Below are 26,114 nucleotides of genomic sequence, written 5' to 3' on the forward strand. Positions count from 1 at the left end.
ATGAGTCAAGAAGCAGAGCTTGTATTTGCCTTGGAGCAGAGAAGACGGGAGGAACTTTTCAGAGCGCGAGTCAGCAATAAGACAAGAGAATTTTATATGCGCTACCAGGATCAATATAACGACATGTGTTCCCAAGGCTACCGTGATTATATCCCTGAGGAAATGAGTCGTTTGGAACATGATTTGGATACCATCGGAAGCCTGCTTTCAAGCAATCCGGTGGCTGCCAGAGAGGTCAGTCAAGAGGTAGGCAGCTACATCCACAGCCTGTGGGGACTTGGCAGTGAGGCTCGGCAAGTTTTTCAAGAATCAGCGCGTATTGCTCGTCTTGAGGCCAAGCGTGAAAAAAAGGCGGCGCAAAATTCAGTAATGTCCCGGTATTATGATGTAATCGGCAGTCTGGATTCTATAGTGGCTAATTTTGCTGCGGCTGATTTGAACGACATCAAGAATGCCATTTCATCCGGTACTGTTGCCACTGCGCAAGATGTTGAAACAAAATTGGCGATGGTTATTAAGAAGGCGAAAACAGAAGCAGCTAATTGGAAAGCGCAGAAGCAAAAGGAGCAAGCTAAACAAGCAGTAAACGAGCAGATAGAAGATGTAAAGAAGTCTATAGTAGCCGAGAAATTTGAAGATAGTTCCAAATCAAAGGCCCTACTGGATAAATTGGAAGAAATTAAATCCAAGGCAGTTGCGGGCACTGTCAGCGTCAAGGAGGTTCAAGAGCAGATTCAAGCCGTGACAGAAGAAACAGATGAAACCTTGGTTGGTGAAGAAGTGCGTCGTGAAACGGTCAAGGCCGTTTATAAATGGTTTAACGACCATGACTTCACCCTCAGTAAACCGAAGCTGATTGACGGTGCTGTGGTCATAACGGCGCAAAGGCCATCAGGCAACAAAGCTCAATTCAAGCTGACACTAGATAATAAGATGTGGTATCGTTTGGATGGATACGAGGGACAAAGCTGTTTGAAGGACATTTCGTCAGCAAAGGCAGATTGGGAGTCAGTCTATGGGATCAAACTATCGGATGAAGTTGTCAAGTGGCAGAATCCTGACCGTATTTTGCGGCGCCAAGGACAAACGGAATCCAACATAGGAGGGAAAATGTAATGAGCGATATGTGGCTTGAACACCTTGAGCGGGAGATGAAACTTCGTGGAGCCGTGATTCTCTTTGGCAATACCAATGACATTATCCTTAATCCTCAGAAGGCTGGGCAGTATACTTCTGTGGTGGATTGTGTCCGGGACATAGCTTTTAAGAGCGGTTACGAGCGTGTAATTATATGGAATCGAGCGGAGGGGGGCATTTCTTGGGAACGTGGAGCATCTTATTCCTCTGGCCTTGAAGGTACGGAAGTCGAGGAGCCAGAGGGCGGTGACGAATACAATATGGGTCCTGGAGGCGATGAGCATCGGGCAGGTACAAAAAAATACGCTGATCCTAAAGAGTTTTTTCCCTGGCTTCGGTCATTGCTGGAAAATAAAAGTGGCGGCACAGCGGCCATCGTGGATTACTCAGATTATCTTTTCGGGGATGGGCGTAGTCTATCGGACGAAGAGCGCAATAATATAACCAACATGATGATTGCCATTGCCAAAAGCCAGGATTACGGCCTCAATTTCGTGGAGAACAATGGTAATTTACTGGTGCTCATTGCTAAGACCACGGCTATGCTCCCGCCTTCCGTCTATGTGGACAATCCCTTGGTGGCGACAATCAACGTCCCCCTGCCGGCAAGAGATGAACGAGCGAAGTATGTGGATAAGGACATCAATCTTCTGAAGTTATCACCAGGTATAGAGGATAAAAGCGTCAAGGATAATTTTATTGACGCTCTTGATGGCTTCAGTCTGAAAAATATCGCCCAAATTATCAAGCTATCCAATCAAGCGCCGGAACGTATGAATTTCGAGAAACTCATAAACCTTTATCGCTACGGAGAAAAGAAAAGTCCCTGGGAAGAGTTGTCCTACGAGAAACTCAAAACTGCCAAGGAAACTTTGGGACAGAGAGTCAAGGGACAAGACGAGGCTGTACAAAAAGTACGGGATGTTATTATCCGTGCCTATACAGGATTTGCAGGGCTTCAACATTCCGCAAAGCAAAAGAAACCCAAGGGAGCACTCTTCTTTGTGGGACCCACCGGTGTGGGCAAAACGGAACTGGCAAAGTCGCTGGCAGAATTTATCTTTGGTGATGAAAGCGCATACCGCAGGTTTGACATGAGCGAATACGCTCATGAGCAAAGTGACCAGCGTTTGGTTGGCGCGCCTCCTGGTTACGTTGGTTATGAGAAAGGGGGCGAGCTTACCAATGCCGTCAAAGAAAAGCCCTTCTGCGTCTTGCTCTTTGATGAGATTGAAAAGGCTCATGGACGTATCATGGACAAGTTTCTGCAAATTTTAGAGGACGGGCGCCTAACTGATGGCAAAGGTGAAACGGTCTATTTTTCCGAGACATTTATCATCTTTACTTCGAATATCGGTGCAGCTGGAGCAGATATTGCTTTGAATGCCGAGCAAACACGACAATACTTTATCAGTGAAGTAAAAAAACACTTTGTTGAAACTCTAAAACGCCCAGAGATTCTAAATCGTATTGGCGATGCCAACATTGTGCCATTCAATTTTATCCAGAATGATGAAGTGCTTGTAGCTATTGGGAAATCCAAATTTGCCCCCATAAAATCCTTTATCAAGGAGCGTTACAAGGCAGATATTCGATTTAATGACGAAGAGGCCGTGTTTGCAGCATTGGGGAGGAGCGCAGACAAAGCAAATGGTGGACGTGGCATGTTGAACGTCATGGAGCAGAAACTTATCAACCCATTGTCGGATTTTGTATTCGAGAAAATAGAGAGCCTTGCGCGTGGCGGAAGGACAATTCAAGTTGATATCGACGAAACCCCGAGTGGGGAAGTCGAGCTTGATTTTCATCTGGACTAGATGTTATGGCGTACTTGAATTTAGCGGCGATTCGAACATGTACCGAGGCCGAGGGGCCAGGCAAACGTTTCGCCATATGGAGCCAGGGGTGCCTGCGTCGCTGCCCAGGTTGTTGTAATCCTCATATGCAGCCAATGGAGCGTAAGCACCTCGTAAAAGTTGATAAATTGATGGAACTGATTCTGAAGAGCAAGGCAGAGGAAGACATTGAGGGTGTGTCTTTTATAGGTGGCGAGCCGGTACTGCAAGCAGAAGGCTTTGCTGAACTTGCTCAGTATTGCCAAAAAGTTGGGTTGTCAGTATTGCTTTTTACTGGATACTACTACGAAGACTTATTGGCAATGGAGGATGACGATATTGATAGACTGCTAAGAAATACTGATATTTTGGTTGATGGTGAATTTATTGAATCGTTACGTGATCAAGAGCGTGATTGGGTTGGATCTGAAAATCAGCACGTTATATTTTTGAGCGACCGCTATAATGCTGGGATAGAATTTGAGCATGGTGTACATAACACGGAGATACGGATATCGGATGGTGGCGTTGGGATAAACGGATGGCCGTTAGAGATATAACCCCCTTTACTGGATTATATTGCTTTAATTGCACATAACGAATTAGAATCTGCTTTTTTCCAGCCAGGAGGTGATGATTGGCTGAGAAAACAAGTTTCGTATTTATGTTTTATTGAGTTCTGGATGATTAGAGGAGGAGTTTAAAATGATGGAAAAAGAAAACATCAAGGCAGAGGATATTCAAGAGGAAAACCGTACGGATATGGAATTGGAAAGCATCCTTAATATGTGCTCTTGGGGCGAATTTAACTAATTATTGGTTGAAGGATAAACAGGTATAATCACTTTGTAGGCTGATATGGTGCTTAGGTTTGGTGTCATGCTTGCATAACGAACCACAATATTGTGCCTGACAAGACCTTATTTGACTCTAAATCAAAGCACCAATATCTCCTTAAATTTAACTTTGAAAGTAAATGCCTGATTTTTTTCTTAATCTGTGTCGTATTAAATTCAAGTATGCTCAACTATCTAGAAAAAGAGAGGAGAATACAATTTGCAGGTTTATATTTTGCTTACGCAAAAATGTAATCTTCATTGCTCTATGTGTATACGCGGTAAACAAACTGGGAAAGATATCTCTTTTTCTGCCATTAAATCTATAACTGAACGAGGAGATTTCTATGAACAGGATGTAATTCTGACTGGGGGAGAACCAACATATTACGACAAACTTACCGATGTTGCAAAATTAATTAGTCAATCGGCAAATCTTGTTATTGTCACTACAAATGGGACAAATGCTAATGCGATAAAAGACTTGCGAGAGATCAAAAATTTAATGGTTCAAGTATCTCTTGATGGAGATCAAATAACACATAATAATATTCGAGGCTCAGGAACATTTGAAAGGGTTAAAAAGACAATCGATGTATTGGAAAAATATGATATGGCATATACTGTAGCTTCGGTTGTTAATAAATCAAATACACATGGCGTGTTTTGTTTAGGCAAAATGTTAGAAAAACAGCCTAAAATGAAATATTGGAGTGTTTCTTATGAAATGCCATTTGGAAGCTCCGGTATTGATAAATTAATGACGGCGGCAGAATGGAATAATTTTGTAGATAATTTGATAGACAATGTCAGAGTGCGAATAAAAATAAAAAAATTATTCCCTTTGGATCTTTATGAAAAACACTTGGATATAATAAGCAGGATACCTCTGAAAGAAAGAAGCTTTAATTGTGGTAGCGGTAAAGATAAAATATATGTATATCCCGATTTATCGGTATATCCTTGTACTTGCTTAGAGGATTTTTGTGTAGGAAATTTGGACAATCAATCATTGAAACAGATATTAGAAGGGGATATGATAAAGGTTTTTCAAAATTATACAGTAAATCCTGGTACCATATGTTCATCTTGCTCCTATTTAGATTTATGTCGCGGTGGCTGTATAGGTATGTCGGTACATTATGCCGGTGGATTGGGAAATGGAGATATACGTTGCCCGTATATGAAAACCAATTCAAATAAGGAATGTGAATGAAAAATATTTTTTATTTTAATATAACCTATGGTTGCAATAGCAACTGTGTGTTCTGTTATTCTCATAACACAAAACACGACGGTATAAGCCATCATGATTTATCCGTAGAAACGATGATGTCTTATTTGAAAAAAAACAATATAAAAGAGTATGATCGCATAATTATCAATGGTGGAGAACCATTGTTGCATCCAGACATAATAAGGATGATTCAAAACCTTAAAGATTTCAATTGCGAAATTCTGATATATACTAACGGTCGTTTGCTGGAAAAATTGCCACTCAATATTTTTAACGACAATTTTAGGATTATTATTCCTTGGCATGGAGCTGAAAAAGCACATGACATGGTAACTGGTATAAACGGTAGCTACCATGAAACCATGCGGGGAATTAATCATATGCTAAATGGTTGTGCACATATAGAACTCAAAATTATTGTTAATCGGAATATGGTTTCTAAAAGGGATATTGAATCTTCTATCGTTGCATTGGATCATATTCCAATTAAATCATTTCATTCTGTTCATTTAACTAAAGTTGACGATACCATCATATCTAAACTCAACAAATATCCCCATATAAGTCATGCAGATGCAGCTATGCCAACATTGAATTTTTTTAATTATTGCGCATCACGGGTGAATTCAATCAAAATATTTGATACCTGTGTAGCAAGTATGCCATTGCCTACAAATGAATTACCGGCACTAAAGGAAGAATATGCAGTAATTTTTAAAGACTGGGATCACAATTGGCAAATTCCGTTAAAAGAAAAACATCCTCATTGCTTAATGAACTGCTCACATAAGAGTTATTGCATATCGGCAGTAAATCATTATACTGCTCTCGAGTATAAAAGTGGTAATTGGCGAGAATTTTGGGAGTGATTACAATGGAAGAAAACAATGAGATTGCCATAACAATTAAACCCACAATGTCGTGCAATATGAGATGTCGCCATTGTTTTAATGCTGATTTACGAAAGCAAAGAGATTCTCTTCCATTGTCAACTGCGGTGCGATTCTTGGAATTAGCTGCGGATTTTTCTCGAGATGTAAAAGTGACGCTTCATGGGGGTGAACCATCTCTGATGGGAGCTGCATACTATCGTGAATTATTCCGAAACGAACAGCGAATTGCTGCTGAGAAGGGCGTAGTATTTGCTAATCGCTTTACTACAAACGCATTGCTATTAAAAGGCGAACTATTAGACGTTTTGTTGGCTAATGATGCACGATTAAAAATATCATTCGATGGGCCATTCAATGATGATCTTCGTGAAAAAACTGAAATAGTAAAGAAAAACATTTCAGAGGCAAGAGTGCGCGGAGCGAAAATTATAATACTTTGTACGCTTGCTCGAAATGCCAGCAACCATCTGCTGGAATTGTATAAATGGTTTAACGAATGGGGTCTAGATATAAAATTACTTCCAATTGAGCCGAGAGGTTTCGCATTGTTCAATAACAATCTTTTGCTGCAGGAAGATGAGTTTGCTAATGCATTAAAAACCGCATACAACTATTGGTTACACGACACTAAGTGCCAAATATCTTGTACAACATTTGAAGATTTTGCAATGATAAGATCCACGCAACAGTACAAACCTTTTTGGTTCAGAAGAGAAATTGCATTAAATCCCGATGGGCACATCCATCCATTTGGTAGACCAAATGATATCCGCTATGATTTGGGCAGACCTGAAGATATAAACAGCTTGGAGGATTGTTTTCAATCCGATGTATATAAGAACTTGATGAATTTTTTGAAGGGAAAAAGAGCAGTTTATTGCGAAGCATGCCCGGCTTGCGGCTCATGTAACGGGGTCTGTCTTTTTATGGGGTATATGTATACTGATAGTGAAGCTTTGCTTCAGCGAAGCTGTCGTATATCGAGAAAGATCTTTGATATTGCATTAGAATCTAACGATATTGCATACAATGATTGGCTCAGTGGAAAGCAAAAGTCGCTCAATCCTCGTGCAATACAAGCATTGCTCTATGACCGTTAACATAAAGGCAGTGTTGTTATGCAGATTGTTAATCACATTGAATTGCGGGATGTAAAAGATATTTATGATATGAGATTTTAATTGAGCTGTTTAATGTTACCAGACATAGCTATTGCCTCCGTGTATGTTTTGTGTGGTAACTTAATTTTACCGATGGCAGTAGACTATGGCTATTTCTTTATGAAACGGAATTTGCGAAAAATATTATACGTTATTCAAAGCCGTTCTTCTTATTGATGCTCAAAAGAGTAAGATTGATGATGCTCTGCAGCAAAGAATAATGTATGTGGGGTGTTCAAGAGCCAATACTTATTTGCTTATGGCTATCATGGACGATATTGATTAGGTGATGAGATTTAGGCGGGAAATTCACTGACGCAGGGGGTGTCGGGAAATGAGTAAGATGAATGAGCGAAAGAAAGATACAAAGTCCACGAAAAACCTCGCAAAAATGAGGTTAAAACCGATACCTTATGATGAGGAATTGAGTCATTTTAGTATTATAGACGGTATGGACTATAGAGACTGTATGTACACTACTTTGATTCTTGATGATTATGGTTGGATGGATTATCGCCTGAAGACATTTTTCGATAGTGTGGATTATGGGGATCTGAATATTTTATTTTTCCATTCCGGTGGGACAACGTCTGATATGTTCGTACTTCAGGATATGGGCTTAGAAAAATACGCTCACAGAGTAGAATACGACACTGAAATTTTCCAAAGGAATATAACAGTGTTCATGAAGAAGCATATGGAGCAATGGGACGAACCGTATGCCTTTGATGGTCTGGAAATAGCCGTTGCGTTTTATAATGATGTGTTGGAGCACTATACAAAATATTTGATAAGAGAATGTTCTCCTGATGATGAAATGAATGATGATTTAATGATGTGGTCCGATTTCCATTGTTGGAAGCGACTGAAATAGCAATGTTGGGAATTCGGCTTTTCATGGAGAGAAGAAAAGCGGGATAAAACTGAAAAAAGAAGGAGAATTATGTCTGGAAAAGAGAAAATGCTGTCCAAGGCTGAAATAGATGAGTATATCCGTCTGCACTATAAGCCGGAGAAAAAACTTGGAAAGAGCTTTTTGGGGATTCTGAAAGGGACGGGGGCTTGTCTTGGAGGGGCAATATATACCGGAGCTCAGAGGCCTTTAGGGTTAGAGGATTTGCTTGACAGCGTCCGAAATAAGATAGAGCTGACCTTCTCGGAAAAGCTCATGGAGCTTATCAAGGAGAAGGGGCGGAAACCCGCTGACATCTATAAGAAGGCGGATATCAACAAGGATCTATTTTCAAAAATCAAGGCGAATAAGTATTATCGGCCGACAAAGGAAACGGCATTGGCTTTTGCTATCGCGCTGCATCTAAATCTGAAGGAAACTGCTGACCTCATCGGACGGGCAGGGTATGCTCTGTCAAGCAGTATCAAGAGCGACCTCATTGTGCAGTGTTATATTGAAGCCAAGGTGTACAATATTATGTCTGTCAATGACTCGCTGGTCGAATACGGATTCAAGCCGCTCACTGGCCGACGGTTTGGATAAAAGAAAAAATTTTCAACAGGGTTGCCTGACAGGCAACCCTGTTTTTTTAATTATGTCCCATAATAGAGGCAGGTAATTTGTTCTGCATAGGAGGCGTTTTAGTATGAATAATGAGGTTATGGAAGCGGAGTTCAGGGATATTGAGGCTGAGAAGTATACGGATGAGTATTCGGAGGTAGGGCTTTGGGAAAATATAAAGGATGAGGCAGCCTCTATCGGTCTCAGCCTGATTTACTAGGCGCTGCAGCTTTATTATGTTGCGCAGTCGCCCAATTGCCCTATGAAGGTCAAGGCGGGCATTTACGGCGCGCTGGGGTATTTGATTTCTCCCTTTGATTTTATTCCGGATTTCATGCCGGCAGTGGGATACACTGATGACGCGGCGGCGATAGGGGCTGCCCTGCTTTTGGCACAGATGTATATTACCGACGATGTCAAAATGAAGGCTGAGAGCAAAATAAAGGATATTTTCGGGGCAAAGGTTTTGGAACGGCTTGAGAAATGACTATGAAAGGAAGAGTGAAATGAGCGGCAGGCTTGAATATGTCGAAATTATTTTTGAGAATTGTGAGACTGCAAAGATGGATGCTGAAGATATATCTTATGTTGCCCTTTACGACATTGCAGAGAATATTTCCATCAGCGCCAATAGGGAGGGCAATTGCAAGTGGGAAAATGCTGAGCACTATAAGACAGCCAATCTCTGCCTGGTGTTGCTTAAAAGTGCTGATAAGCACATGGATGGATTAGTCTATGACGTGACTTTGTTTGAGCGTATTCAAATGTGCGATGATATCACGCATATCAAGCTGTATTTTGATGATTATATGCAGGAATACGCCGTCTATTATAAAGGCAATGAGAATAGTGTATGGCAGACCAGCCGCAAGACCGAGAAGGGTATGGAAATCCGCATCGAAAAAGGAAAAAATGTGATAACTGATGAAGACAACCAAGAGTGATAGTTTTTGAGCACGTTGGGCGAGATTGAATCTAAAAAAGGAGACAATTTTTTAGGTTGCCTGACGGGCAACTTCGAAAATATGGATAGGCGGTAAAATGAATACAGAATCTTATATGTGCAGGAGGCAGATAGAATGGAATCTTTTGTAAAGCCGAGTGTAAAGGTGATTGGTGTAGGAGAGCCGGGTTCGGAGGCGTTGTCGAGGCTGCGTGGATGCGGATGGGATGGTGTTGATTTCCTGAAGCTGGCTGAGGATGATCAGGTTGATTTGCAGGAGGTGTTTAGGGATACCGATATGACAATTATCCTGGCGGATATTCAGAATCTGAAGGATGCGGCGGTTACGCTTGCTGCTGCGGAGTGTGCCAAGGGTATGGACGTGCTGACTGTGGTCATGACTTCAGCAGGGGATGTGCCGAAGGCTTTGGCTGATGCCGCGGATACTGTAACGATTTTGCCGTCAGATGAGGAAGGCAGTGAAGCAGGTACTGTGGATTCTTTTGCGGCAGGCGTTCATATGATTTTGGATATGCTGTCGGAGCGTTCGCTTGTGTCCATGAGCTTCGATGACTTTAGGAGCTGTTTGTCAAATGTGGGTGTAACGGCTATGGCTTCTGGTCAGGCGGCAGGGAAGAATGTAATCATGGAGGCAGCAAAGAAGGCCGCTGCTTTGCTGGGAGAAAATGCAAATCTTTCCAAGGCGAGAACCATGCTGATGCATGTGATTGGTTCAGGAGATAATATCGGTGTTTTTGATATAGGCTCTGCCGGTGCTTTCCTGAGCTGGCAGGTTCATCCTGATGCGGATATTCTCTGGGCTGTTACCGCGGATAAGAGTATGGGGGACAATGTTGTCGTAACTCTGCTGGGAAGCAGAGTTGCGATTTGATGGGAGGAATAATTATGAGGGAAAATGTTATTGAAGCTGAGTTTAATGATATTGATGTTGAAAAGTACACGGATGAATACTCAGAGGAGGGGCTTTGGGATAAAATCAGGGACAATGTTGCTTCCATTGGTATAGCGCTGATATACAAGGCATTGCAGCTTTACTATGTGGCGCAGTCTCCAAATTGCCCAGTGAAGGTCAAGGCCGGTATTTATGGTGCGCTTGGATATTTGATTTCGCCGTTTGATTTTATTCCGGATTTCATGCCGGCCGTAGGATATACTGATGATGCGGCAGCAATCGGTGTTGCGCTGATTTTGGCACAGATGTATATTAATGATGATATAAAAATGAAGGCCGAAGGGAAAATAAAGGATATTTTCGGAGTAAAGGCATTGGAAAAGTTAGAGAAAGAGTGACAGGAAAATGAGCGGAAAAAGGCGGATGTTAACAAAGTCGGATATAGACGAGTATATACGTCAGCATTATAAGCCTGAGGGGGAAAGCTCTTCAGGCTTACTTGATATTTTAACAGGGCCTAGAAAACACCTCCCCGGAATGAGGGATTTTTCATCTTATTCCGATGATAGCAGTACTCTTCGGCGCTTACTGGATGGAATAAAAAACCGTATTGAGCTGACCTTCTCGGAAAAGCTCATGGAGCTTATCAAGGAAAAAGGGAAAAGACCATCTGAGGTTTATAACAACGCGGATGTCGATAAGGCTGTTTTTTCAAAAATCAAGGCCAATAAGTACTACCACCCTACGAAGGATACTGCACTGGCATTCGCTATAGCTCTGGAGCTGAATCTGAAGGAAACGGCGGATCTTATCGGCCGCACAGGATACGCTCTTTCGGCCAGTTCGGAAAGAGATCTTATTGTAAGCTGTTTTATCGAAGCTGGTGTATATGATATTATGAAAATCAATGAAAAATTACATGATTATGGTTTTCTTCCGCTTACCTGTAAACAAGGGTACAGATAAAAATTTCGGGGTTGCCGGACAGGCAACCCTTTTTGATTCCTCAAAATTTATAATTAAATCATCCCAAGGGAAATATATTTACGATGAAAATTTAAGGAGGAATTTATTATGAGCTGGTGTAAAAATGGAATGCTTTTGGCTGCAGGTGGAGTTGCGGGGCTGGCTATCGCGGCATGGCTTGAGTCCGAGGGGAGTTTTGTAAGCGCACCGAAGCGCGAAATGACCAATGCCGACGGGATGGAGATTCTGCTTGAAAAGATTCGGAGCGAAGCCGAGTGGGCTATGGATGAGTGCACTACTGATGAGCAGCGTGAAAAGGTGTACGAGGAGGTAAAAGCATCCGTTGGTAAGCTGCAGGCGGCACTTGAGCGAAGCGGTGAGAAAATCGTTACGGAGCTCAAAGGACAGTATGAGCGTACCTGTAGTGACGAAACTGATGAGGAAATGGATGGAGATCAGATGCTGAGGTACAGAAGTATGATTGAAAAGCTTCTCAAGGACATGGATACGTCGAAAAAGGCAAAGAGCGAGCAGGCTTCTGATGAAATCAGCGGAATTTTGGCGGCTTCCGGATTGACGAAATGAAAGAGGAGGACGAATATAATGTTTAAAAATGTAATCGACATAAGTGATATAGCCTGTGACTATGACGGCTTCACTGCAGAGATGTCAGGGATGGCAAAGATGAAAAGGCTTAAGGATAAGCTTGCGGAGAAGGAGAAGCATTCAGGCACAGGCAAAAAAGAAAAGAAAAATGATATGAAGCGATGAAAATGAAAGATACTGCCGTCAAAGAAATTTTGGCGGCAGTTTTTTTATGAAAGGGAAGTCTGCACAGTAGGTGCGGTGTCTGTCATGACAGCAGCGGGGGAATTTTCTTTTAGAAATTTTTCACAAAAAGAAGGTATTCTCAGTTTTGTGGAGAAATATATAGTATATAAAAAATAGTCCTTTTAATTAAGATAATAAAAGACTATATGCGGTTCAGTATTGCCGCCAATAATAGGAAAGGGGATGTGTCTTTATGGCTACATTCACTGTAAGAGGAAAAAACATGGAGATTACGCCGGCTCTCCGCGATTATGTTGAGAAACGTGTCGGCAAGGTAACGAAATATTTCGAGCATGTCGGAGAAATCACCGTGCTCCTGACGGTATCCAAAGGACGTCATATCGTGGAGGTTACGGTTCCTGTCGAGGGCGGAGTGCTCCTGCGCGGAGAAGAAGCTACGATGGATATGTATACATCGATTGACCTCGTTGTTGAAAAGCTCGAGCGTCAGATTCATAAGCATAAAACGAAACTCCAGCGTCGCTTCCGCGGCGGCGGATTCAAGGCTGATATGGTAAAGGATGAGGCGCGTCCTGCTCCTGAGGCTCCGGCAGATGATGAGGATTACACCATCGTCAAGACGAAGCGCTTCACTGTAAAGCCGATGGATGTACAGGAAGCTATCATGGAAATGAACATGCTGAACCATGATTTCTATATGTTCCGTAACGCCGAGACCGAAGAGGTCTGCGTGGTGTACCGCCGCACGGACGGAAACTACGGTCTTATCGAGCCGGGCAACTGACAATCAAAGTAACATTACCAAAGAGCACTGCAGCCGCAGTGCTCTTTTTCTGTGCCTGAAAATATTTTGAGTGCCTCCCGTAAGGGATAGGGTGCTATGGTATATGTAAATTGTTTTATTATATAGGAATTAGAGAAAATTTCTTGTGTAAATTAAGTTTTTTGTATACAATATTTTACATAGGTCTTACGACACGGCTAAATGCACTTTTAGTAAATTTGGACGTTTCAAATGAAATCTTTTTGAATGAACGCGTGTGAATAGCTTGAAATAGACCTACAGATAAATAGGCAGTATATATGAAGGGATTATTTAAAATGACAGGACGTTACAAGATGCAGGCTCTTGCCGCCTGCGCGCTGACGATGTTTGCGGGGATGCAGCATGGTCTGGCGGCTCCGGCAGGTCTGAACATACCGGATGCCGGTTCGGTTTCGGCAAATGTTGACCAGGAGCGTGAATGGGTACCGAAGGCAGACGACCCGGATATTCAGGTGGATCTGGGACGGGTTGAGGATGGAGCTTCGGACATAAGAATTTATCTTAATGAGCTTCGCTTTACAGGGGAGGATGTGCCTTTCTCCACGAAGGAGCTCAAGAAAATTGTTGCGGATGATGTGGGCAGGGAGGTTACCTTTGCGGATTTGCAGAGGTCCTGCCGCAAGATTTCGGATTTTCTTCATACAAAGGGATATATGACGGCAATCGCCTATTTGCCGACGCAGGATATTGTTGACGGTGTCGTTACAATAGATATTCTCATAGGCAAATACGGGACGGTTGCGTACGATAACACATCGGAGCTGACTACTGGACGGGCGGACGGTCTTGCTCACGCGGCACGCACGGGAAAAATCATCAGGAAGAACGCTCTTGACCGTTCGATTCTTACGCTTAATGATGTGCCTGGCATACGTTCTCAGGTATTTATTTCACCCAGCAAAACGCCGAACCGCGCTGATGCGCTTTTCAAGATTATAACAACGGAGCGCTGCGGCGGAATCACCTATGTGGACAACTACGGCAGCCGCTTCACGGGACGCTGGCGTATCGGCGCAGGCTATCACTGGAACAATCTCAGCCACGTTGGCGACCAGCTGAATATCGCGTATCTTCAGAGCTTCGGGCGCGGGCTGCAGAGCTATGATGTGCGGTATGAGCTTCCTGTGGGAAACAACGGAACATTTGCAGGTATTGAGTTCATGCGCACGGACTACACGCTGGGGGAGCAGTTTTCTTCCATTGACGCTTACGGTACATCCCATGGCTGGAAAATTTATTCAAGAACGCCGTGGAAGCGTACTCTGAATAACAATCTTTACTGGCGCATGGAGGCTTCAACCACGACACTCAGCGACCGTATGAGAGAATACGGTACTGATTCGGAGAAGCACGGCTGGGCGCTGCGCTTCGGACTCGACGGTGACTCACGAAATGAGCGCTCCGCGTCAAGCTATAAGCTGATGCACACAGTCGGGCATATAAATCCGCGCAATGACCTTGCAAGAAGCTCTATGAGGCTTGCGGATACCGAGGGGGGCTTTCAGAAGACAACGCTGGATTTGTATCATATCCAGAAGTTTTCCAACCGTCTTTCCATGCATGCTTCCTTCGTAGGGCAGTATGCATGGTCGAATCTTGATTCCTCGGAGAAATTTTATACCGCAGGCTATCACGGAGTGAGGGCGTTTCCGCAGGGCGAGTCGGGAGGCGATCACGGCTTCGTGGCATCGGCGGAGCTTCGCTGGGCGACGGGAAATCCTCACTGGCAGCTGGCGGCATTCTATGACTTTGGCTGGTCGAAAAACAGAAATGCAAGCGTCGCAGGCTCGGATTCCCGAACCCTTGCAGGCGCGGGAATAGGAATTATCTGGGCAGACAACAAAAATTCATACGCACGGATTGATTATGCGTTTCCGCTGACTGACCACATGTCCAATACCTACGGTCACGATATAGGGGGAACGGTTTGGTTCCAGTTTGTGCAGAAAATCTGATTGAGAAGTTTTCGATTGTATGGATTGTATGGAATGAAAGCAGGAGAGAAGTTCTATGGGATGGAAAGAGGAAAAACGCTTAACAAGGAAAATAATGATTGGACTTGCGTCAACGGTGCTTGGCCTTATGCCGCTTGATACTGCCGGTGTGGATATCGGCGTAGCTGCGGCAGAGGCAGGAGCCGCAGGCGAGGCTGTGCCTGACGTGCGCCTTCCTGAGGGACATAATGTCGTTGATGGCAGCGTCAAGGTAAATGAGCCTATAAATACCGACGGACATGCTGTCATGGACGTTGTTCAAAGCAGTGACAAGGCTATAATCGACTGGAATACCTTTGATGTCGGCAAGGATGCAACGGTTAATTTCATTCATCTTAAAACGGAGAATAATGTTACCACGCTTAACACGGCGGCTTCGACCTTAAACCGTGTAACGGGAGGAAAGCTGTCGGAGATTGCAGGTACAATCAACTCGGTTGGTACATTTATTCTCGTCAACCCTAATGGGGCGGTGTTTTCGAAGGGCTCCGAGGTAAACGCGGCAGGAATCGTCGTTTCTACAGCTGATATAACCAATGATAATTATAAAAAGGGCAGTCTCTGGTTTGAGCAGAACAAAAATCAGAATGCCAATATCATAATGGACGGCAGTATGAATGCGGAAACCGGAACGGATAAGACCACAAATTCCGGTGCCAACAAGGTTTTGAAGCATATTACCGACCTGAAAAACGAGAAAACGAGTCTTGATGCAGAACTGACAGCGGCGAAGGAGGCAGCGTCTGAGGAAGCAGCCGCGGCGGCGCAGGCAAAGCTTGATACGCTCCAAAAGACGGCAGGAGACCTTCTCATGCTCAACGTAACGGAGCTCAAGCCTGCTACGGGCTTCGCTGTCGGCGCCAATGGCATAAAGCTGGTGGCTGACGGTGATATTTTCGTTGGCGCAAACGCGGCGATTACCGCAACAGCAAAGACGGATATATCCGGCGACATGACAGTGGGTGTTGAGGAGTTTGAGGTTGACGGCGGAACGTCCTCCCGAACAGGCTCCATAGTGCTGCGTGCCGACCAGAATGCCGATGACGTGGCTGTGTATGACAGGGAAGCACTTGAGGCGCATACGGGCAATGTGGATGTTGTTACCTATGATGCCGACGGAAAAGCAGTTGCTGCAGACAGTGAGGAAAAGGGCAGCCGCAAGACGGCGAAGGTCTATCTGAGTGACGAGCTTGAGGGTAAAAATAAAATTCAGTCCCAGCACATTGGTATCTATTACGATGCGGATATCGTAGGAGATATAAAGGGCACGGACACAACAACGGTTGTTCCAAATGGAGCTGTAAACAGCAAGTTTACGCAGAAAAATTATAAGGAAACGGCTCCTAACTACAAAAGCAAGGTCAGCCTTACGGGAGAGCTGGATGCCACAAGGGGCGAGTCCTACTCTACGACCTTTGCAATGCTGGTAAATGATGTTTATCAGTTGAAGGCAATCGATGACGCAACCTATGGTAATCTCGGCGGCTCCTACGCTCAGGGAACAAGCATAAACGCGGCTGAAACGGCAAATTGGAATTCCGGTAAGGGCTTTGAACCTATCGGAGACACTTCGAATCCGTTTAAGGGTTCCTTCACAGGCAGCGGCGGCTCAAACGGCTATTCTATAAGCAATCTCACCATCAACCGCCCTGATGAAAACAATGTCGGTCTCTTTGCAAAGGTTGATGGTGGTTCCGTATGGTCGCTGACTCTGGTTGACCCGGGCATAAAGGGACGAAACTATGTTGGCGGCGCTGCGGGCGAGGGCGTTAACGCGCACTTCGAGGGCGTGACTGTAAGAAAGAGTGCCGCGGCTGATGCGGCAGCTGTCAACGTAGGCGGCGAGAACAGCGTCGGCGGAGTTGTTGGCGCGGAGCTGAACAGCAGTATCCGTTCCTCGGTAAATGAGTCCTCTGTCAGCGGCGGAAATAACGTTGGCGGTATCGTCGGTATGGCTGTGGGAAGCCGTGGCGGATATACAATCGACCGCAGTAAAAATAAGGCAGTCGAGACCAATTCGGGAGTCGGAAGTGTAACAGGAACAGGCTCATATACGGGCGGTCTTGTGGGAGTTCTCCGCGATGATGTATATGCAGGGGAAGGCGAAGCGCAGAAGGGCCCTGAGGCATGGGCAGGAAAGGCAGGAAGCACGGCACTTGTTTCGGAGTCTGTGAATAACGGCAGAGTTTCTGGACGGGATTATACAGGCGGTATTGTCGGCGCGATGTACGGCACAGGTACAAATACTGTTTCCGTAAAGACGACCTACAATTCAAATGAAGGAACAACGCTGGGCACAAAAATCGGCGAAGAAAGTACGGGTGCAGGCACAAGTGAGTTCGGACGTGTGACGGGTAAAGAAAATGTCGGCGGTCTTGCGGGCTATATGAATAACTCGGAAATCGAGACGGCATACAACGCAGGAAATGTGACGGGCGAAAAGAATGTTGGCGGTGTCACGGGCAAGATGGAGGGAAGCTCCTCTATAAGCAAGGCGTACAATGCCGATAATAACACTGTGCTGGTGACTGCAGCGGCAAACGCGACGATAACATCTGCGGACAATAACAAATACTATGGCTTTACTGCAAACGGTCATTCCTACCAGTATGACCAGAGCAGTCAGCAGTGGGTGAGAGACGATGGCGAAAAGCTGACTACTGAAAAGGTTCTTGAGGAAGCTCCTGAATCCACGCGTACCTACAACAACCGTCTTGCATACCGCGACGCTGTTATCTCAGGAAATGAGAATGTCGGCGGTGTCGTCGGTGATATGGAAGGCGGCACTATTGAACAGGTATATAACGCAGGCCGTGTAAAGGCTGCCGATGGCGCGGCTGCTGATACCATCGGAGATTTTGGCGGTATCAGAAATGGCGGAACCGTTACGGACAGCTTCTATGTCACAAAGAGACAGGACGGCACAACGGATATAACGAATATCGGAAAGGCCTTCGGCACAGGTGACGCCTCGGGCGTAGACGCAAAGAATCTTTACGAGGCTTCAAACATAAAAACCGACGGCGTAAATGGTGTTGATTGGGCGAAGGATGGTGCAAAGATTGTAAATCAGAATGATGACTGGATGATTTACTCAAACTCCGCGACACCGCTTTTGAAGCATTTCATGAAGAAAATCAACATCAACCGCCAGTACGAGTACGACGGCACAACCCACAACCTAGTTACTACGGACGTGGATAATTTCTACGGCGGTGCATTCTTCGAGGGAGAAGGAAAGGGACGCTATGTTACCACGGAAGGAATCGACACGGTAAGCGGATATGATCCTACGAAATGGAAGGTGAAATCCGGTACAACGAATGCGGCTGATATCAACGGAAAATCCTCTGTTTATACCTATGAGAATGCCGACATGTGGTCTCCGCAGCACGGCTACTTCGTAGACTCCAACGCGGCAGTCATCATCGTTCCGAGAATACTGAATGCCGAGGTCACCGGCGAGAAAACCTACGGACAGGATGCCGTAAGCGGTGCCGTCATCGTGGATGCGAACGCATCGGCAGAGGAAATCAAAAACGCGCAGAACGGTGGCGCAAACTATGCAATTCGCTTCGTGAATGACACAACGGGGAAAACAGGCTTTGTCAATGGCGAGGATGCGTACGGGCATGACGGAGCAAAGGGTGTCCTGTCATCGGGGGGAGCGGCGCTTACTGTCGGAGAGGACGGAAAGGTAAAGATTTCCGGCGGCAGCTACAGTGATGATACGAACATGCTCGACGCTGGAACATACACGGATGCCAAAAAGTTCACGAATCCTGAGCTTAAGAGCGACCACAACAACTACAAGATTGTCTACACGGATAAGCTTACCGTAAATAAAGCGGATTTGTATTTTACGGCAGAGGGAACCCGTGAATACGGCGAGGCGAATAAGGCATCCGATTTCCACTACACGGCTGCCGCTGTCAGTGACGGTACAAACGACACACTGAACAACGGCGCGCTGAAGTCCTGGGATAACACGGCTGATAATATTGACGCACTCATTACGAACCGAGGCACCGCAGCTGTTACCGTCAAATCCGAAGCAGGAGCAAAAACGGGAAAGACGACCTCGGATATCAATATCACGGAGAAATCCTGGGTAAAGGATACGGAGGATAAAAAATATACTCTCGCAAAGGGCAGCTTTGAAAGCGACGGAAAGAGCGAGCTTGTAAGCAAGAACTACAACCTTATCTTCGTTGACAGCGTTGCTGATGAGGCTGTCGCGGACAAGCAGGGAAAGAGTACATACGAGATTACTCCTGTAGACCTTTATTACAACATCGTCGGCACGAGGAAATACGGCGATGCCGCGGATAAGACGGTTTACGATATAACTGCCGCTGACGCGTCAAAGCTGAAAAACGGGGACAAGCTTTCGGATATTGAGACGCATGACGGCCTTAATTCCTTCGCGGCAGGTGTTGTGGAGCAGCTTGAAAAGGATGGCAAAATCAACACGGAGCATGTAAAACGCGACGCGGCAGGCAAGGTCGTTTACGTTTACGATGAGGGACTGGATACGGGTGGAGATACGAGCCATATAAACACGGACGCTGAAAATCCGAATTATAATATGAAGGCAAAAAATCTCCAGTATACGGTCACACCTGCAGAGCTTACCTACAAGGCTGACGATAACACGAAGGTCTACGGCAATACGGCTATGGACAGGGATTTCTCGGGAAGCTTTACGACTGGCTTTGTTAACGGAGATTCCGCTGACGGAGTTTATGTGGCAGGCAGCACGGAGAAGGTCAAGGCATCCGAGGCAGCGGGAACGGCCTCCTATTCGACGAAAATCGACGCAGATAAGAATGTGACGGATGCAAAGACTGACGCAGGAACCTATAACGGCGCGATTCAGGCTTCGGGCTTAAAGCTCAACGACTACGAGATTAAATATGAAGCAGGAAATGCCACGGTCACGCCGAGGGATATAAATATCGAGTACACGGTATCGGATAAGACGAAGGTTTACGGAGAAACTAATCCTACTCTGTCGGCTGATTCCGATATCAACGTGACGGCAGGTTTTGTAAACGGAGACACTCTGAAAAATAATGAGTACACCTTCACGGGAATGCCGGAAAAGAATCAGAAGGCAGACGTGGGAACATACGACCTTGATTTGAAGGACAAGGATTGGCAGAAGGCTGTCGGAGGAAACTACAAGGTCGATACTGTCACGGCAAACAAGGGAACGCTGACGGTAACTCCGAAGGAAATTTCTCTTGCGGTTGATGACAAGTCCAAGGTCTACGGAAACGACAATCCTGAGCTTACGGGAACATTCACGGGCATGCTGGACGGAGATACCCACAAAAAGGTTTCCTATAAGACAGATGCAGGCGAGCGGTCTCACGTAGGCGATTACGGGATTTCAGTTGATTACGGAGACAAGGAGCATACTGCTTACTGGCAGGATATCCTTGGCAAAAACTATACGCTGAAGGACGAAAATGTTACAAACGGAAGCCTGCACATAACACCGCGCAGCATCTCCTACAAGGCTGATGACGCGACACGTGAGGCCGGCTCCGATAAAGAACCTGTTCTTGGCGGCGGCTTTGTCCTCGGCAAAAAAGGAGAAAGCACAGGCTTTATGAGCTGGGATCTTCCGAAGCTTGAGGCATATAATCTTTCATCTGGGGATTTTACGACAGATACCACGAAGGAATCAGAGCCGGGAGATTATTTGGACGATATCCGGACGGCATACAGCAAGGAGGAGCTTGCGGAACGCTTCGGCGCAGATGAAAGCTTTAGAAAGGATTATGAAATCGTCGATGTTCTTCCGGGCACGATGCATGTAATCGTGAAACGGGGACTTACTCCGAGCTTCTCAAGCAATCCGAGAGGCAATTCTCCACTTCCGGGAGTTGTGCCAATTTCTGATGATACGGCGGTTATCGACGGACAGGGAATGGACATGCCGAAGGAGGCTGTCGCACCGCGTCCGATTGATGATGAATCAAAGAATCATCCGAATGTTTCCTTCCGTCCTGCGGACGAAGATGAGGAAGAGTCAGACAGAGAGAAGGATATCATCTGGAAGGAGGTTTCCTCGGATAATGTCCCGGAAGCTGATGACGGAGGAGAAATCGAGCGTGAGAGAAGAGGCTCCCTGCGTTTCCTTACCATTGAGGATACAGGTATAAACGTAAAGCCCGCTGCACTCTCAGCCAACACGATTACTGTTGATGCATCCAGCCGAAGCGACGGAGGAAGCACCGTGGTCATCGAAAATGTGCATGATGATATCCGAGTCATAGGAACGAAGCCGCTTCTCAAGGGAACGACAATCGACACGCTCAAGGAAAGCGCTGTCATCCGTGACGAAGGAAACGGGAAAAGATTTAAGCCTGCAGCTGACCTGGCAGAGGCAGAGCGCGGCGAAATTTTTCCTGAAACAGAAGCAGAATAATTTTTCAAACGCAAAAAAGACGCCGTGAGCTGCGGCGTCTTTTTATGTTATCGGAGCCGTCGATTTCTTTGACTTATAATGAGCTCTCTGATAAAATTGAAAGTTAGTATGAATAAGTGTACATTTTTTACCCATAGGGGTTTTAATTGAAGGAGTGGTTCAGTTTTGTGGGGATTCTTGAAACGGTTTCTCGGTGATAATAACGAAAAAGAAATTAAAAGATATAAGGGCGTTGTAGATAAGATAAACAGTCTTGAGGCAGGTCTTACGGACCTCAGCGACGCTTCACTTGCCGGATACACACAGAAGTTCAAGGACAGACTTGAAGCCGGCGAGACTCTTGACGATATCCTGCCTGAGGCATTTGCGGTCTGCCGTGAGGCATCGCGCCGTGTTCTCGGTATGCGCCATTTTGATGTTCAGCTCATCGGCGGTATGTGCCTTCATGAGGGCCGTATCGCTGAGATGAAGACAGGTGAAGGTAAAACCCTCGTGGCTACTCTCCCTGTTTACCTCAACGCTCTCACAGGCAAGGGCGTCCACATGGTCACTGTCAATGATTACTTGGCAAAGCGTGACAGTGAGTGGATGGGCCATCTCTATAAGTTCCTTGGTCTTACCGTCGGACTTATCGAGCATGACATGGATTTCCCTGAGCGCAAGTATGCCTACGGCTGTGATGTAACTTTTGGTACGAACAACGAATACGGATTTGACTACCTCCGTGACAACATGGTTATCTCTGCGGACCAGATGGTTCAGCGGGAGCTTAACTATGCCATCGTGGATGAGGTGGACAGTATCCTCATTGATGAAGCGCGTACACCGCTCATCATTTCAGGTCCGGGCGCAAAATCCACGGACGTTTATGTGAAAATGGCTGCCGCTGTCGCTCCTCTTCGTGAAGGCGAGGATTACAAGGTTGATGAAAAGCAGAAGACTGTTGCCCCGAGCGACGAGTCTGTTCATAAGGTGGAGCGCGCTCTCGGCGTAAAGAATCTCTATGCTCCAGAGAACATTGAGTATTCCCACTGCTTCAACGCGGCTCTCCGTGCGAAGGCACTCATGAAGCGCGACAGGGATTATGTTGTCCGGGACGGCGAGATTGTTATCGTTGATGAATTTACGGGCCGTCTGATGTTCGGACGCCGTTACTCCGAGGGCCTTCATCAGGCTATTGAGGCTAAGGAAGGCGTTAAGGTCCAGCGTGAGTCTCAGACTCTTGCTACCATTACCTTCCAGAACTATTTCCGCATGTACAGCAAGCTTTCGGGTATGACAGGTACGGCAAAGACAGAGGAAAACGAGTTCCTCAAAATCTATAACCTGCCTGTTATCGTTGTACCGACGAACCGTCCTGTACAGCGTATAGATGAGCCTGACCTCATCTATAAGACGAAAAAGGCTAAATATAAGGCCGTTGCAAAGGCCGTGGACGAGATGCATGCGACGGGACGTCCTATTCTTATCGGTACGACATCCATCACGCAGTCCGAGGAGCTCAGTGCCCTTTTGAGCAAGCACGGTGTTCCTCATAATGTCCTGAATGCCAAGTTCCATGAGAAGGAAGCTGAAATAATCAAGGATGCCGGTCAGAAGGGCGCGGTCACAATCGCGACAAACATGGCAGGCCGTGGTACGGATATTCTTCTCGGCGAGGGCGTCAAGGAGCTGGGCGGTCTCTGTATTATCGGTACGGAGCGTCATGAGTCACGCCGTATTGACAACCAGCTCCGCGGACGTGCAGGGCGTCAGGGAGACCCGGGTTCTTCACGCTTCTATCTTTCCCTGGAGGACGACCTTCTGCGCCTCTTTGCGGCAGATAACATCGCTTCCGTTATGGATAAGCTGGGCATGGAAGAGGATGAGCCTATCGAGCACAGCCTCATCACACGCTCCATTGAGCATGCGCAGAAGAAGGTAGAGGCAAGAAACTTCGACATGCGTAAAAATGTCCTTGAATATGATGATGTCATGAACCAGCAGCGTGAGGTTATCTATGCTCAGCGTCGTCAGGTACTCAACGGCGAAGGCCTCCGTGATAACATCATGAATATGGTCAAGGAAATCATCAAGAGCGAGATGAACCAGTATGCCAACGAGAAGCTCTATCCGGAGGAATGGACTCTGGACGGACTTATCGAGGACGCAGAGGAAATCTATGCTCCTAAGGGCAGCCTTGTGAAGGAAGAGCTGGAGCAGATGAGCCGCGACGAACTGCAGGAAACTCTGGAAAAGCTGGCTGAGGACAACTACGCTAAACGCGAGGAAATGTTCTCCGAGACTATGATGCGCGAGCTGGAGAAGGTTGTTATGCTCCGGGTTGTAGACAACAAGTGGATGGAACACCTCGACCACATGGATATGCTTCGTCAGGGTATCAATCTTCGTGCGTACGGTCAGCGCAATCCGCTGGTTGAGTACAAAATCGAGGGTTACAATATGTTCGAGGAAATGGTACAGCAGATTCAGACCGACATCGCAAAGCTCATGTATCATGTGAGCGTTGTGACGGAGGAGCAGCGTCAGCTTGAGGACCATCTGCAGAACGCCCAGGCATCCCATGGCGAGGATACAAGCCAGGCGGAGTCTCCGCAGAAATCCGCGAAGAAGCCTGTCCGCTCCGAGCACATCGGAAGAAATGATTTGTGCCCATGCGGCAGCGGAAAGAAGTATAAAAACTGCTGCGGGAAAAATAAGTAATAAACAAAGTATCATAGATTTAGGAAGTGAATTCGTCAATGTTAGAAGAACTTAAAGCACCAATAACAGCTTTGAAGGCAAAGCTGGACGAAATGGGGTCATCTCTTTGAAGTCCCTGCAAAGGAAGAAAAAATCGCTGAGCTCGAATACAAAATGGGCGCACCGGATTTTTGGGACGACACTGAGAAAGCACAGAAGATAAATCAGGAACTTAATGACATAAAAATCAGCGTGGACAAGTACCGTGCGCTGGAGCAGAAGGCGGACGACCTTATGGCTCTCTGGGAGCTTGGAATGGAGTCCCCGGAGGATATTTCCGAGGATGACGTGAAGGCAGAGCTTGAAGACCTCAAGACGAGCCTTCGTTCTCTTGAGCTTGAGGTACTGCTTTCAGGAGAGTACGACGCCAACAACGCGTATCTTGAGCTTCACGCAGGTGCCGGCGGCACCGAGGCCCAGGACTGGACACAGATGCTGCTGCGCATGTACACACGCTGGGCAGAGCGTCACGGCTTCTCCGTTGAAACTGTTGACCTTCTGCCGGGTGATGAGGCAGGCGTAAAGTCAGCGACTCTCTTTATCCGTGGACACAATGCCTTCGGATATCTGAAATCCGAAAAGGGTATTCACCGCCTTGTCCGTATTTCGCCGTTTGATTCCAACGCGCGCCGCCACACATCCTTCTCCGGCTGCAAGGTAATGCCTGAGATTGAGGACGCGCAGGAGGTAAAAATCAACATGGATGAGGTTCGTGTTGATACATACCGTTCCAGCGGCGCAGGCGGTCAGCATATCAACAAGACATCCTCGGCTGTCCGCATGACACATATCCCGACGGGTATCGTGGTCCAGTGCCAGAACGAGCGCTCGCAGCTGCAGAACCGTGAGGTCTGCCTTAACATGCTGCGTGCAAAGCTCTTTGAAATTGAAGAGGAAAAGAAAGAAGAAGAACGCGCGAAGATTCTCGGCGCCACAAAGAAAATCGAGTGGGGAAGCCAGATTCGCTCTTATGTATTCCAGCCATATACCATGGTCAAGGATCACCGTACCAATACGGAAACGGGAAATGTTGACGCGGTAATGGACGGCGAAATTGATATGTTTATTGAGGCATATCTTGCCGCACGTGCAAACAACGAGCTGTAATACAAAGGCGCGGTGAGCAGAAAAATACAGGAGCGTGCCTGAGCTTTGAAAAGCTTATTTGACCGCGCTCCTGCTGCTTTTTTGAGTGGGTGATATTTTGCGCAAAGCCTTGACTATTGTTTCGTTAATATTCATAATATCTATTGTGTTTGTCGAATTTTTCCTGCCCCCCATTGCCTCAAAAACAGTGGCATCGAGGTTGGAAAACGTCCTGAAAACCAACACGGTGGATGCTTCCGTTCATACAACGCCGTCCCTTTTGATGTTTTTTGGACGATTTGACACTATGGATATTACCGCTAAGCAGGCTGTGCTTGGCGATGTGAAATTTTCCTCGCTTTCTCTCAAGGGCCGCGGAGTTGACATGCCCGTTACAGGCATTGAGGATGGAAAACTTGAGGTTAAGTCTGCTGACGAGCTTGTTATTACAGGTATCGTGACGGAGGCAGACCTTGCCGATACGCTCATGCGTAAGGTGGATAAGCTGCAGGATGCCAGGGTAACCATGACACCTGAGCGTATTTCCGCCGACGGTACGGCAAAAATCATGGGAATGAAGGCGGACGTGCATCTTGAAGGTGTTTTGCTTGAGGACAGCGGCTGCCTGTATTTTCGCATGACAAGGCTGGATATTAAGAACGCCCTTCTGGGACGTGCCCTTACGGGAAATCTTTTTGGGGACATTATGCTCGCGGATTTTCGGAAGATGAAGCTTCCGGTTGAACTGGATTCCGTGGAGCAGCAGAATGGTCAGGTCACTCTGACTGCAAAAAGGAAGTAA

At 46.1% G+C, this 26,114-nt stretch carries 22 protein-coding genes; all 22 read left to right on the plus strand.

Annotated features, from left to right (window positions below; translation table 11 throughout):
• The 22 genes from BUA83_RS07120 (at window position 1) to BUA83_RS07215 (ending at window position 26,114) form a co-directional block, all read left to right on the plus strand.
• Window positions 1-1,116 carry a hypothetical protein gene (locus BUA83_RS07120; RefSeq protein ID WP_072935544.1) on the plus strand — a complete coding sequence of 372 codons (1,116 nt, stop codon included), beginning with the start codon at window positions 1-3 and terminating at the stop codon, window positions 1,114-1,116.
• Window positions 1,116-2,954, plus strand: coding sequence for an AAA family ATPase (locus BUA83_RS07125; RefSeq protein ID WP_072935545.1), 1,839 nt, complete (start codon window positions 1,116-1,118; stop codon window positions 2,952-2,954). The genes BUA83_RS07120 and BUA83_RS07125 overlap by 1 nt, the downstream gene beginning before the upstream one ends.
• A 5-nt stretch (window positions 2,955-2,959) precedes the next feature.
• Window positions 2,960-3,532, plus strand: a complete 573-nt coding sequence (locus BUA83_RS07130; RefSeq protein WP_072935546.1) for a 4Fe-4S single cluster domain-containing protein — start codon at window positions 2,960-2,962, stop codon at window positions 3,530-3,532.
• A gap of 496 nt (window positions 3,533-4,028) precedes the next feature.
• Window positions 4,029-5,024: a radical SAM/SPASM domain-containing protein gene (locus tag BUA83_RS07135; protein ID WP_072935547.1), complete on the plus strand. Its 996-nt coding sequence runs from the start codon at window positions 4,029-4,031 to the stop codon at window positions 5,022-5,024.
• Entirely contained in the window at window positions 5,021-5,914 is an 894-nt protein-coding gene (locus tag BUA83_RS07140) for a radical SAM protein (RefSeq protein WP_072935548.1), read from the plus strand. The genes BUA83_RS07135 and BUA83_RS07140 overlap by 4 nt, the downstream gene beginning before the upstream one ends.
• A 5-nt stretch (window positions 5,915-5,919) precedes the next feature.
• On the plus strand, window positions 5,920-7,038 hold the full coding sequence (locus BUA83_RS07145) for a radical SAM protein (protein ID WP_072935549.1): 1,119 nt from the start codon (window positions 5,920-5,922) through the stop codon (window positions 7,036-7,038).
• 394 nt (window positions 7,039-7,432) lie between these two features.
• Window positions 7,433-7,972, plus strand: a complete 540-nt coding sequence (locus BUA83_RS07150) for a hypothetical protein (protein ID WP_072935551.1) — start codon at window positions 7,433-7,435, stop codon at window positions 7,970-7,972.
• Window positions 7,973-8,041: 69 nt separating this feature from the next.
• Window positions 8,042-8,593, plus strand: coding sequence for a hypothetical protein (locus BUA83_RS07155; RefSeq protein WP_072935554.1), 552 nt, complete (start codon window positions 8,042-8,044; stop codon window positions 8,591-8,593).
• A 103-nt stretch (window positions 8,594-8,696) separates the two neighbouring features.
• Window positions 8,697-8,831, plus strand: a complete 135-nt coding sequence (locus BUA83_RS12895) for a hypothetical protein (protein ID WP_268793928.1) — start codon at window positions 8,697-8,699, stop codon at window positions 8,829-8,831.
• A 42-nt stretch (window positions 8,832-8,873) separates the two neighbouring features.
• Entirely contained in the window at window positions 8,874-9,098 is a 225-nt protein-coding gene (locus BUA83_RS12825) for a YkvA family protein (RefSeq protein ID WP_234988294.1), read from the plus strand.
• Between the two features lie 19 nt (window positions 9,099-9,117).
• Window positions 9,118-9,555: a hypothetical protein gene (locus tag BUA83_RS07165; protein WP_072935556.1), complete on the plus strand. Its 438-nt coding sequence runs from the start codon at window positions 9,118-9,120 to the stop codon at window positions 9,553-9,555.
• A 135-nt stretch (window positions 9,556-9,690) separates the two neighbouring features.
• On the plus strand, window positions 9,691-10,446 hold the full coding sequence (locus tag BUA83_RS07170; protein ID WP_072935558.1) for an FtsZ/tubulin family protein: 756 nt from the start codon (window positions 9,691-9,693) through the stop codon (window positions 10,444-10,446).
• A gap of 14 nt (window positions 10,447-10,460) precedes the next feature.
• Complete coding sequence (locus tag BUA83_RS07175) at window positions 10,461-10,865, plus strand: YkvA family protein (protein ID WP_072935559.1); 405 nt, start codon at window positions 10,461-10,463, stop codon at window positions 10,863-10,865.
• 25 nt (window positions 10,866-10,890) lie between these two features.
• Window positions 10,891-11,433, plus strand: a complete 543-nt coding sequence (locus BUA83_RS07180) for an XRE family transcriptional regulator (protein ID WP_144340516.1) — start codon at window positions 10,891-10,893, stop codon at window positions 11,431-11,433.
• A gap of 108 nt (window positions 11,434-11,541) precedes the next feature.
• A complete protein-coding gene (locus BUA83_RS07185; RefSeq protein WP_072935561.1) occupies window positions 11,542-12,018 on the plus strand; it encodes a hypothetical protein in 477 nt (158 codons plus the stop codon).
• 18 nt (window positions 12,019-12,036) lie between these two features.
• Window positions 12,037-12,204: a hypothetical protein gene (locus tag BUA83_RS12650; RefSeq protein WP_159430492.1), complete on the plus strand. Its 168-nt coding sequence runs from the start codon at window positions 12,037-12,039 to the stop codon at window positions 12,202-12,204.
• Between the two features lie 253 nt (window positions 12,205-12,457).
• Window positions 12,458-13,009 (plus strand): ribosome hibernation-promoting factor, HPF/YfiA family, encoded by a 552-nt coding sequence (hpf, locus tag BUA83_RS07190; protein WP_072935562.1) that lies wholly within the window; start codon window positions 12,458-12,460, stop codon window positions 13,007-13,009.
• Window positions 13,010-13,326: 317 nt separating this feature from the next.
• Window positions 13,327-15,006, plus strand: a complete 1,680-nt coding sequence (locus tag BUA83_RS07195) for a ShlB/FhaC/HecB family hemolysin secretion/activation protein (RefSeq protein ID WP_072935563.1) — start codon at window positions 13,327-13,329, stop codon at window positions 15,004-15,006.
• Window positions 15,007-15,061: 55 nt separating this feature from the next.
• On the plus strand, window positions 15,062-21,484 hold the full coding sequence (locus BUA83_RS07200) for an MBG domain-containing protein (protein ID WP_072935564.1): 6,423 nt from the start codon (window positions 15,062-15,064) through the stop codon (window positions 21,482-21,484).
• 165 nt (window positions 21,485-21,649) lie between these two features.
• Window positions 21,650-24,187, plus strand: coding sequence for a preprotein translocase subunit SecA (gene secA, locus BUA83_RS07205; protein WP_072935565.1), 2,538 nt, complete (start codon window positions 21,650-21,652; stop codon window positions 24,185-24,187).
• 38 nt (window positions 24,188-24,225) lie between these two features.
• Window positions 24,226-25,333 (plus strand): peptide chain release factor 2 gene (prfB, locus tag BUA83_RS07210; RefSeq protein WP_200796021.1). Its coding sequence is split into 2 segments (ribosomal slippage): window positions 24,226-24,294 and window positions 24,296-25,333, totalling 1,107 coding nucleotides; the frame shifts between segments, so codons are not numbered across the junction.
• Window positions 25,334-25,478: 145 nt separating this feature from the next.
• Entirely contained in the window at window positions 25,479-26,114 is a 636-nt protein-coding gene (locus BUA83_RS07215; RefSeq protein ID WP_268793930.1) for an LmeA family phospholipid-binding protein, read from the plus strand.

The sequence above is a fragment of the Schwartzia succinivorans DSM 10502 genome, assembly GCF_900129225.1.
GTDB classification, from domain to species: Bacteria; Bacillota; Negativicutes; order Selenomonadales; family Selenomonadaceae; genus Schwartzia; species Schwartzia succinivorans.

Bases quoted from the DNA above. Each gene is read 5' to 3' on its own strand.
- BUA83_RS07120 (WP_072935544.1), top strand. From the start codon at position 1: ATGAGTCAAGAAGCAGAGCTTGTATTTGCCTTGGAGCAGAGAAGACGG.
- BUA83_RS07125 (WP_072935545.1), top strand. From the start codon at position 1,116: ATGAGCGATATGTGGCTTGAACACCTTGAGCGGGAGATGAAACTTCGT.
- BUA83_RS07130 (WP_072935546.1), top strand. From the start codon at position 2,960: ATGGCGTACTTGAATTTAGCGGCGATTCGAACATGTACCGAGGCCGAG.
- BUA83_RS07140 (WP_072935548.1), top strand. From the start codon at position 5,021: ATGAAAAATATTTTTTATTTTAATATAACCTATGGTTGCAATAGCAAC.
- BUA83_RS07145 (WP_072935549.1), top strand. From the start codon at position 5,920: ATGGAAGAAAACAATGAGATTGCCATAACAATTAAACCCACAATGTCG.
- BUA83_RS07150 (WP_072935551.1), top strand. From the start codon at position 7,433: ATGAGTAAGATGAATGAGCGAAAGAAAGATACAAAGTCCACGAAAAAC.
- BUA83_RS07155 (WP_072935554.1), top strand. From the start codon at position 8,042: ATGTCTGGAAAAGAGAAAATGCTGTCCAAGGCTGAAATAGATGAGTAT.
- BUA83_RS12895 (WP_268793928.1), top strand. From the start codon at position 8,697: ATGAATAATGAGGTTATGGAAGCGGAGTTCAGGGATATTGAGGCTGAG.
- BUA83_RS12825 (WP_234988294.1), top strand. From the start codon at position 8,874: ATGAAGGTCAAGGCGGGCATTTACGGCGCGCTGGGGTATTTGATTTCT.
- BUA83_RS07165 (WP_072935556.1), top strand. From the start codon at position 9,118: ATGAGCGGCAGGCTTGAATATGTCGAAATTATTTTTGAGAATTGTGAG.
- BUA83_RS07170 (WP_072935558.1), top strand. From the start codon at position 9,691: ATGGAATCTTTTGTAAAGCCGAGTGTAAAGGTGATTGGTGTAGGAGAG.
- BUA83_RS07175 (WP_072935559.1), top strand. From the start codon at position 10,461: ATGAGGGAAAATGTTATTGAAGCTGAGTTTAATGATATTGATGTTGAA.
- BUA83_RS07180 (WP_144340516.1), top strand. From the start codon at position 10,891: ATGTTAACAAAGTCGGATATAGACGAGTATATACGTCAGCATTATAAG.
- BUA83_RS07185 (WP_072935561.1), top strand. From the start codon at position 11,542: ATGAGCTGGTGTAAAAATGGAATGCTTTTGGCTGCAGGTGGAGTTGCG.
- BUA83_RS12650 (WP_159430492.1), top strand. From the start codon at position 12,037: ATGTTTAAAAATGTAATCGACATAAGTGATATAGCCTGTGACTATGAC.
- hpf (WP_072935562.1), top strand. From the start codon at position 12,458: ATGGCTACATTCACTGTAAGAGGAAAAAACATGGAGATTACGCCGGCT.
- BUA83_RS07195 (WP_072935563.1), top strand. From the start codon at position 13,327: ATGACAGGACGTTACAAGATGCAGGCTCTTGCCGCCTGCGCGCTGACG.
- BUA83_RS07200 (WP_072935564.1), top strand. From the start codon at position 15,062: ATGGGATGGAAAGAGGAAAAACGCTTAACAAGGAAAATAATGATTGGA.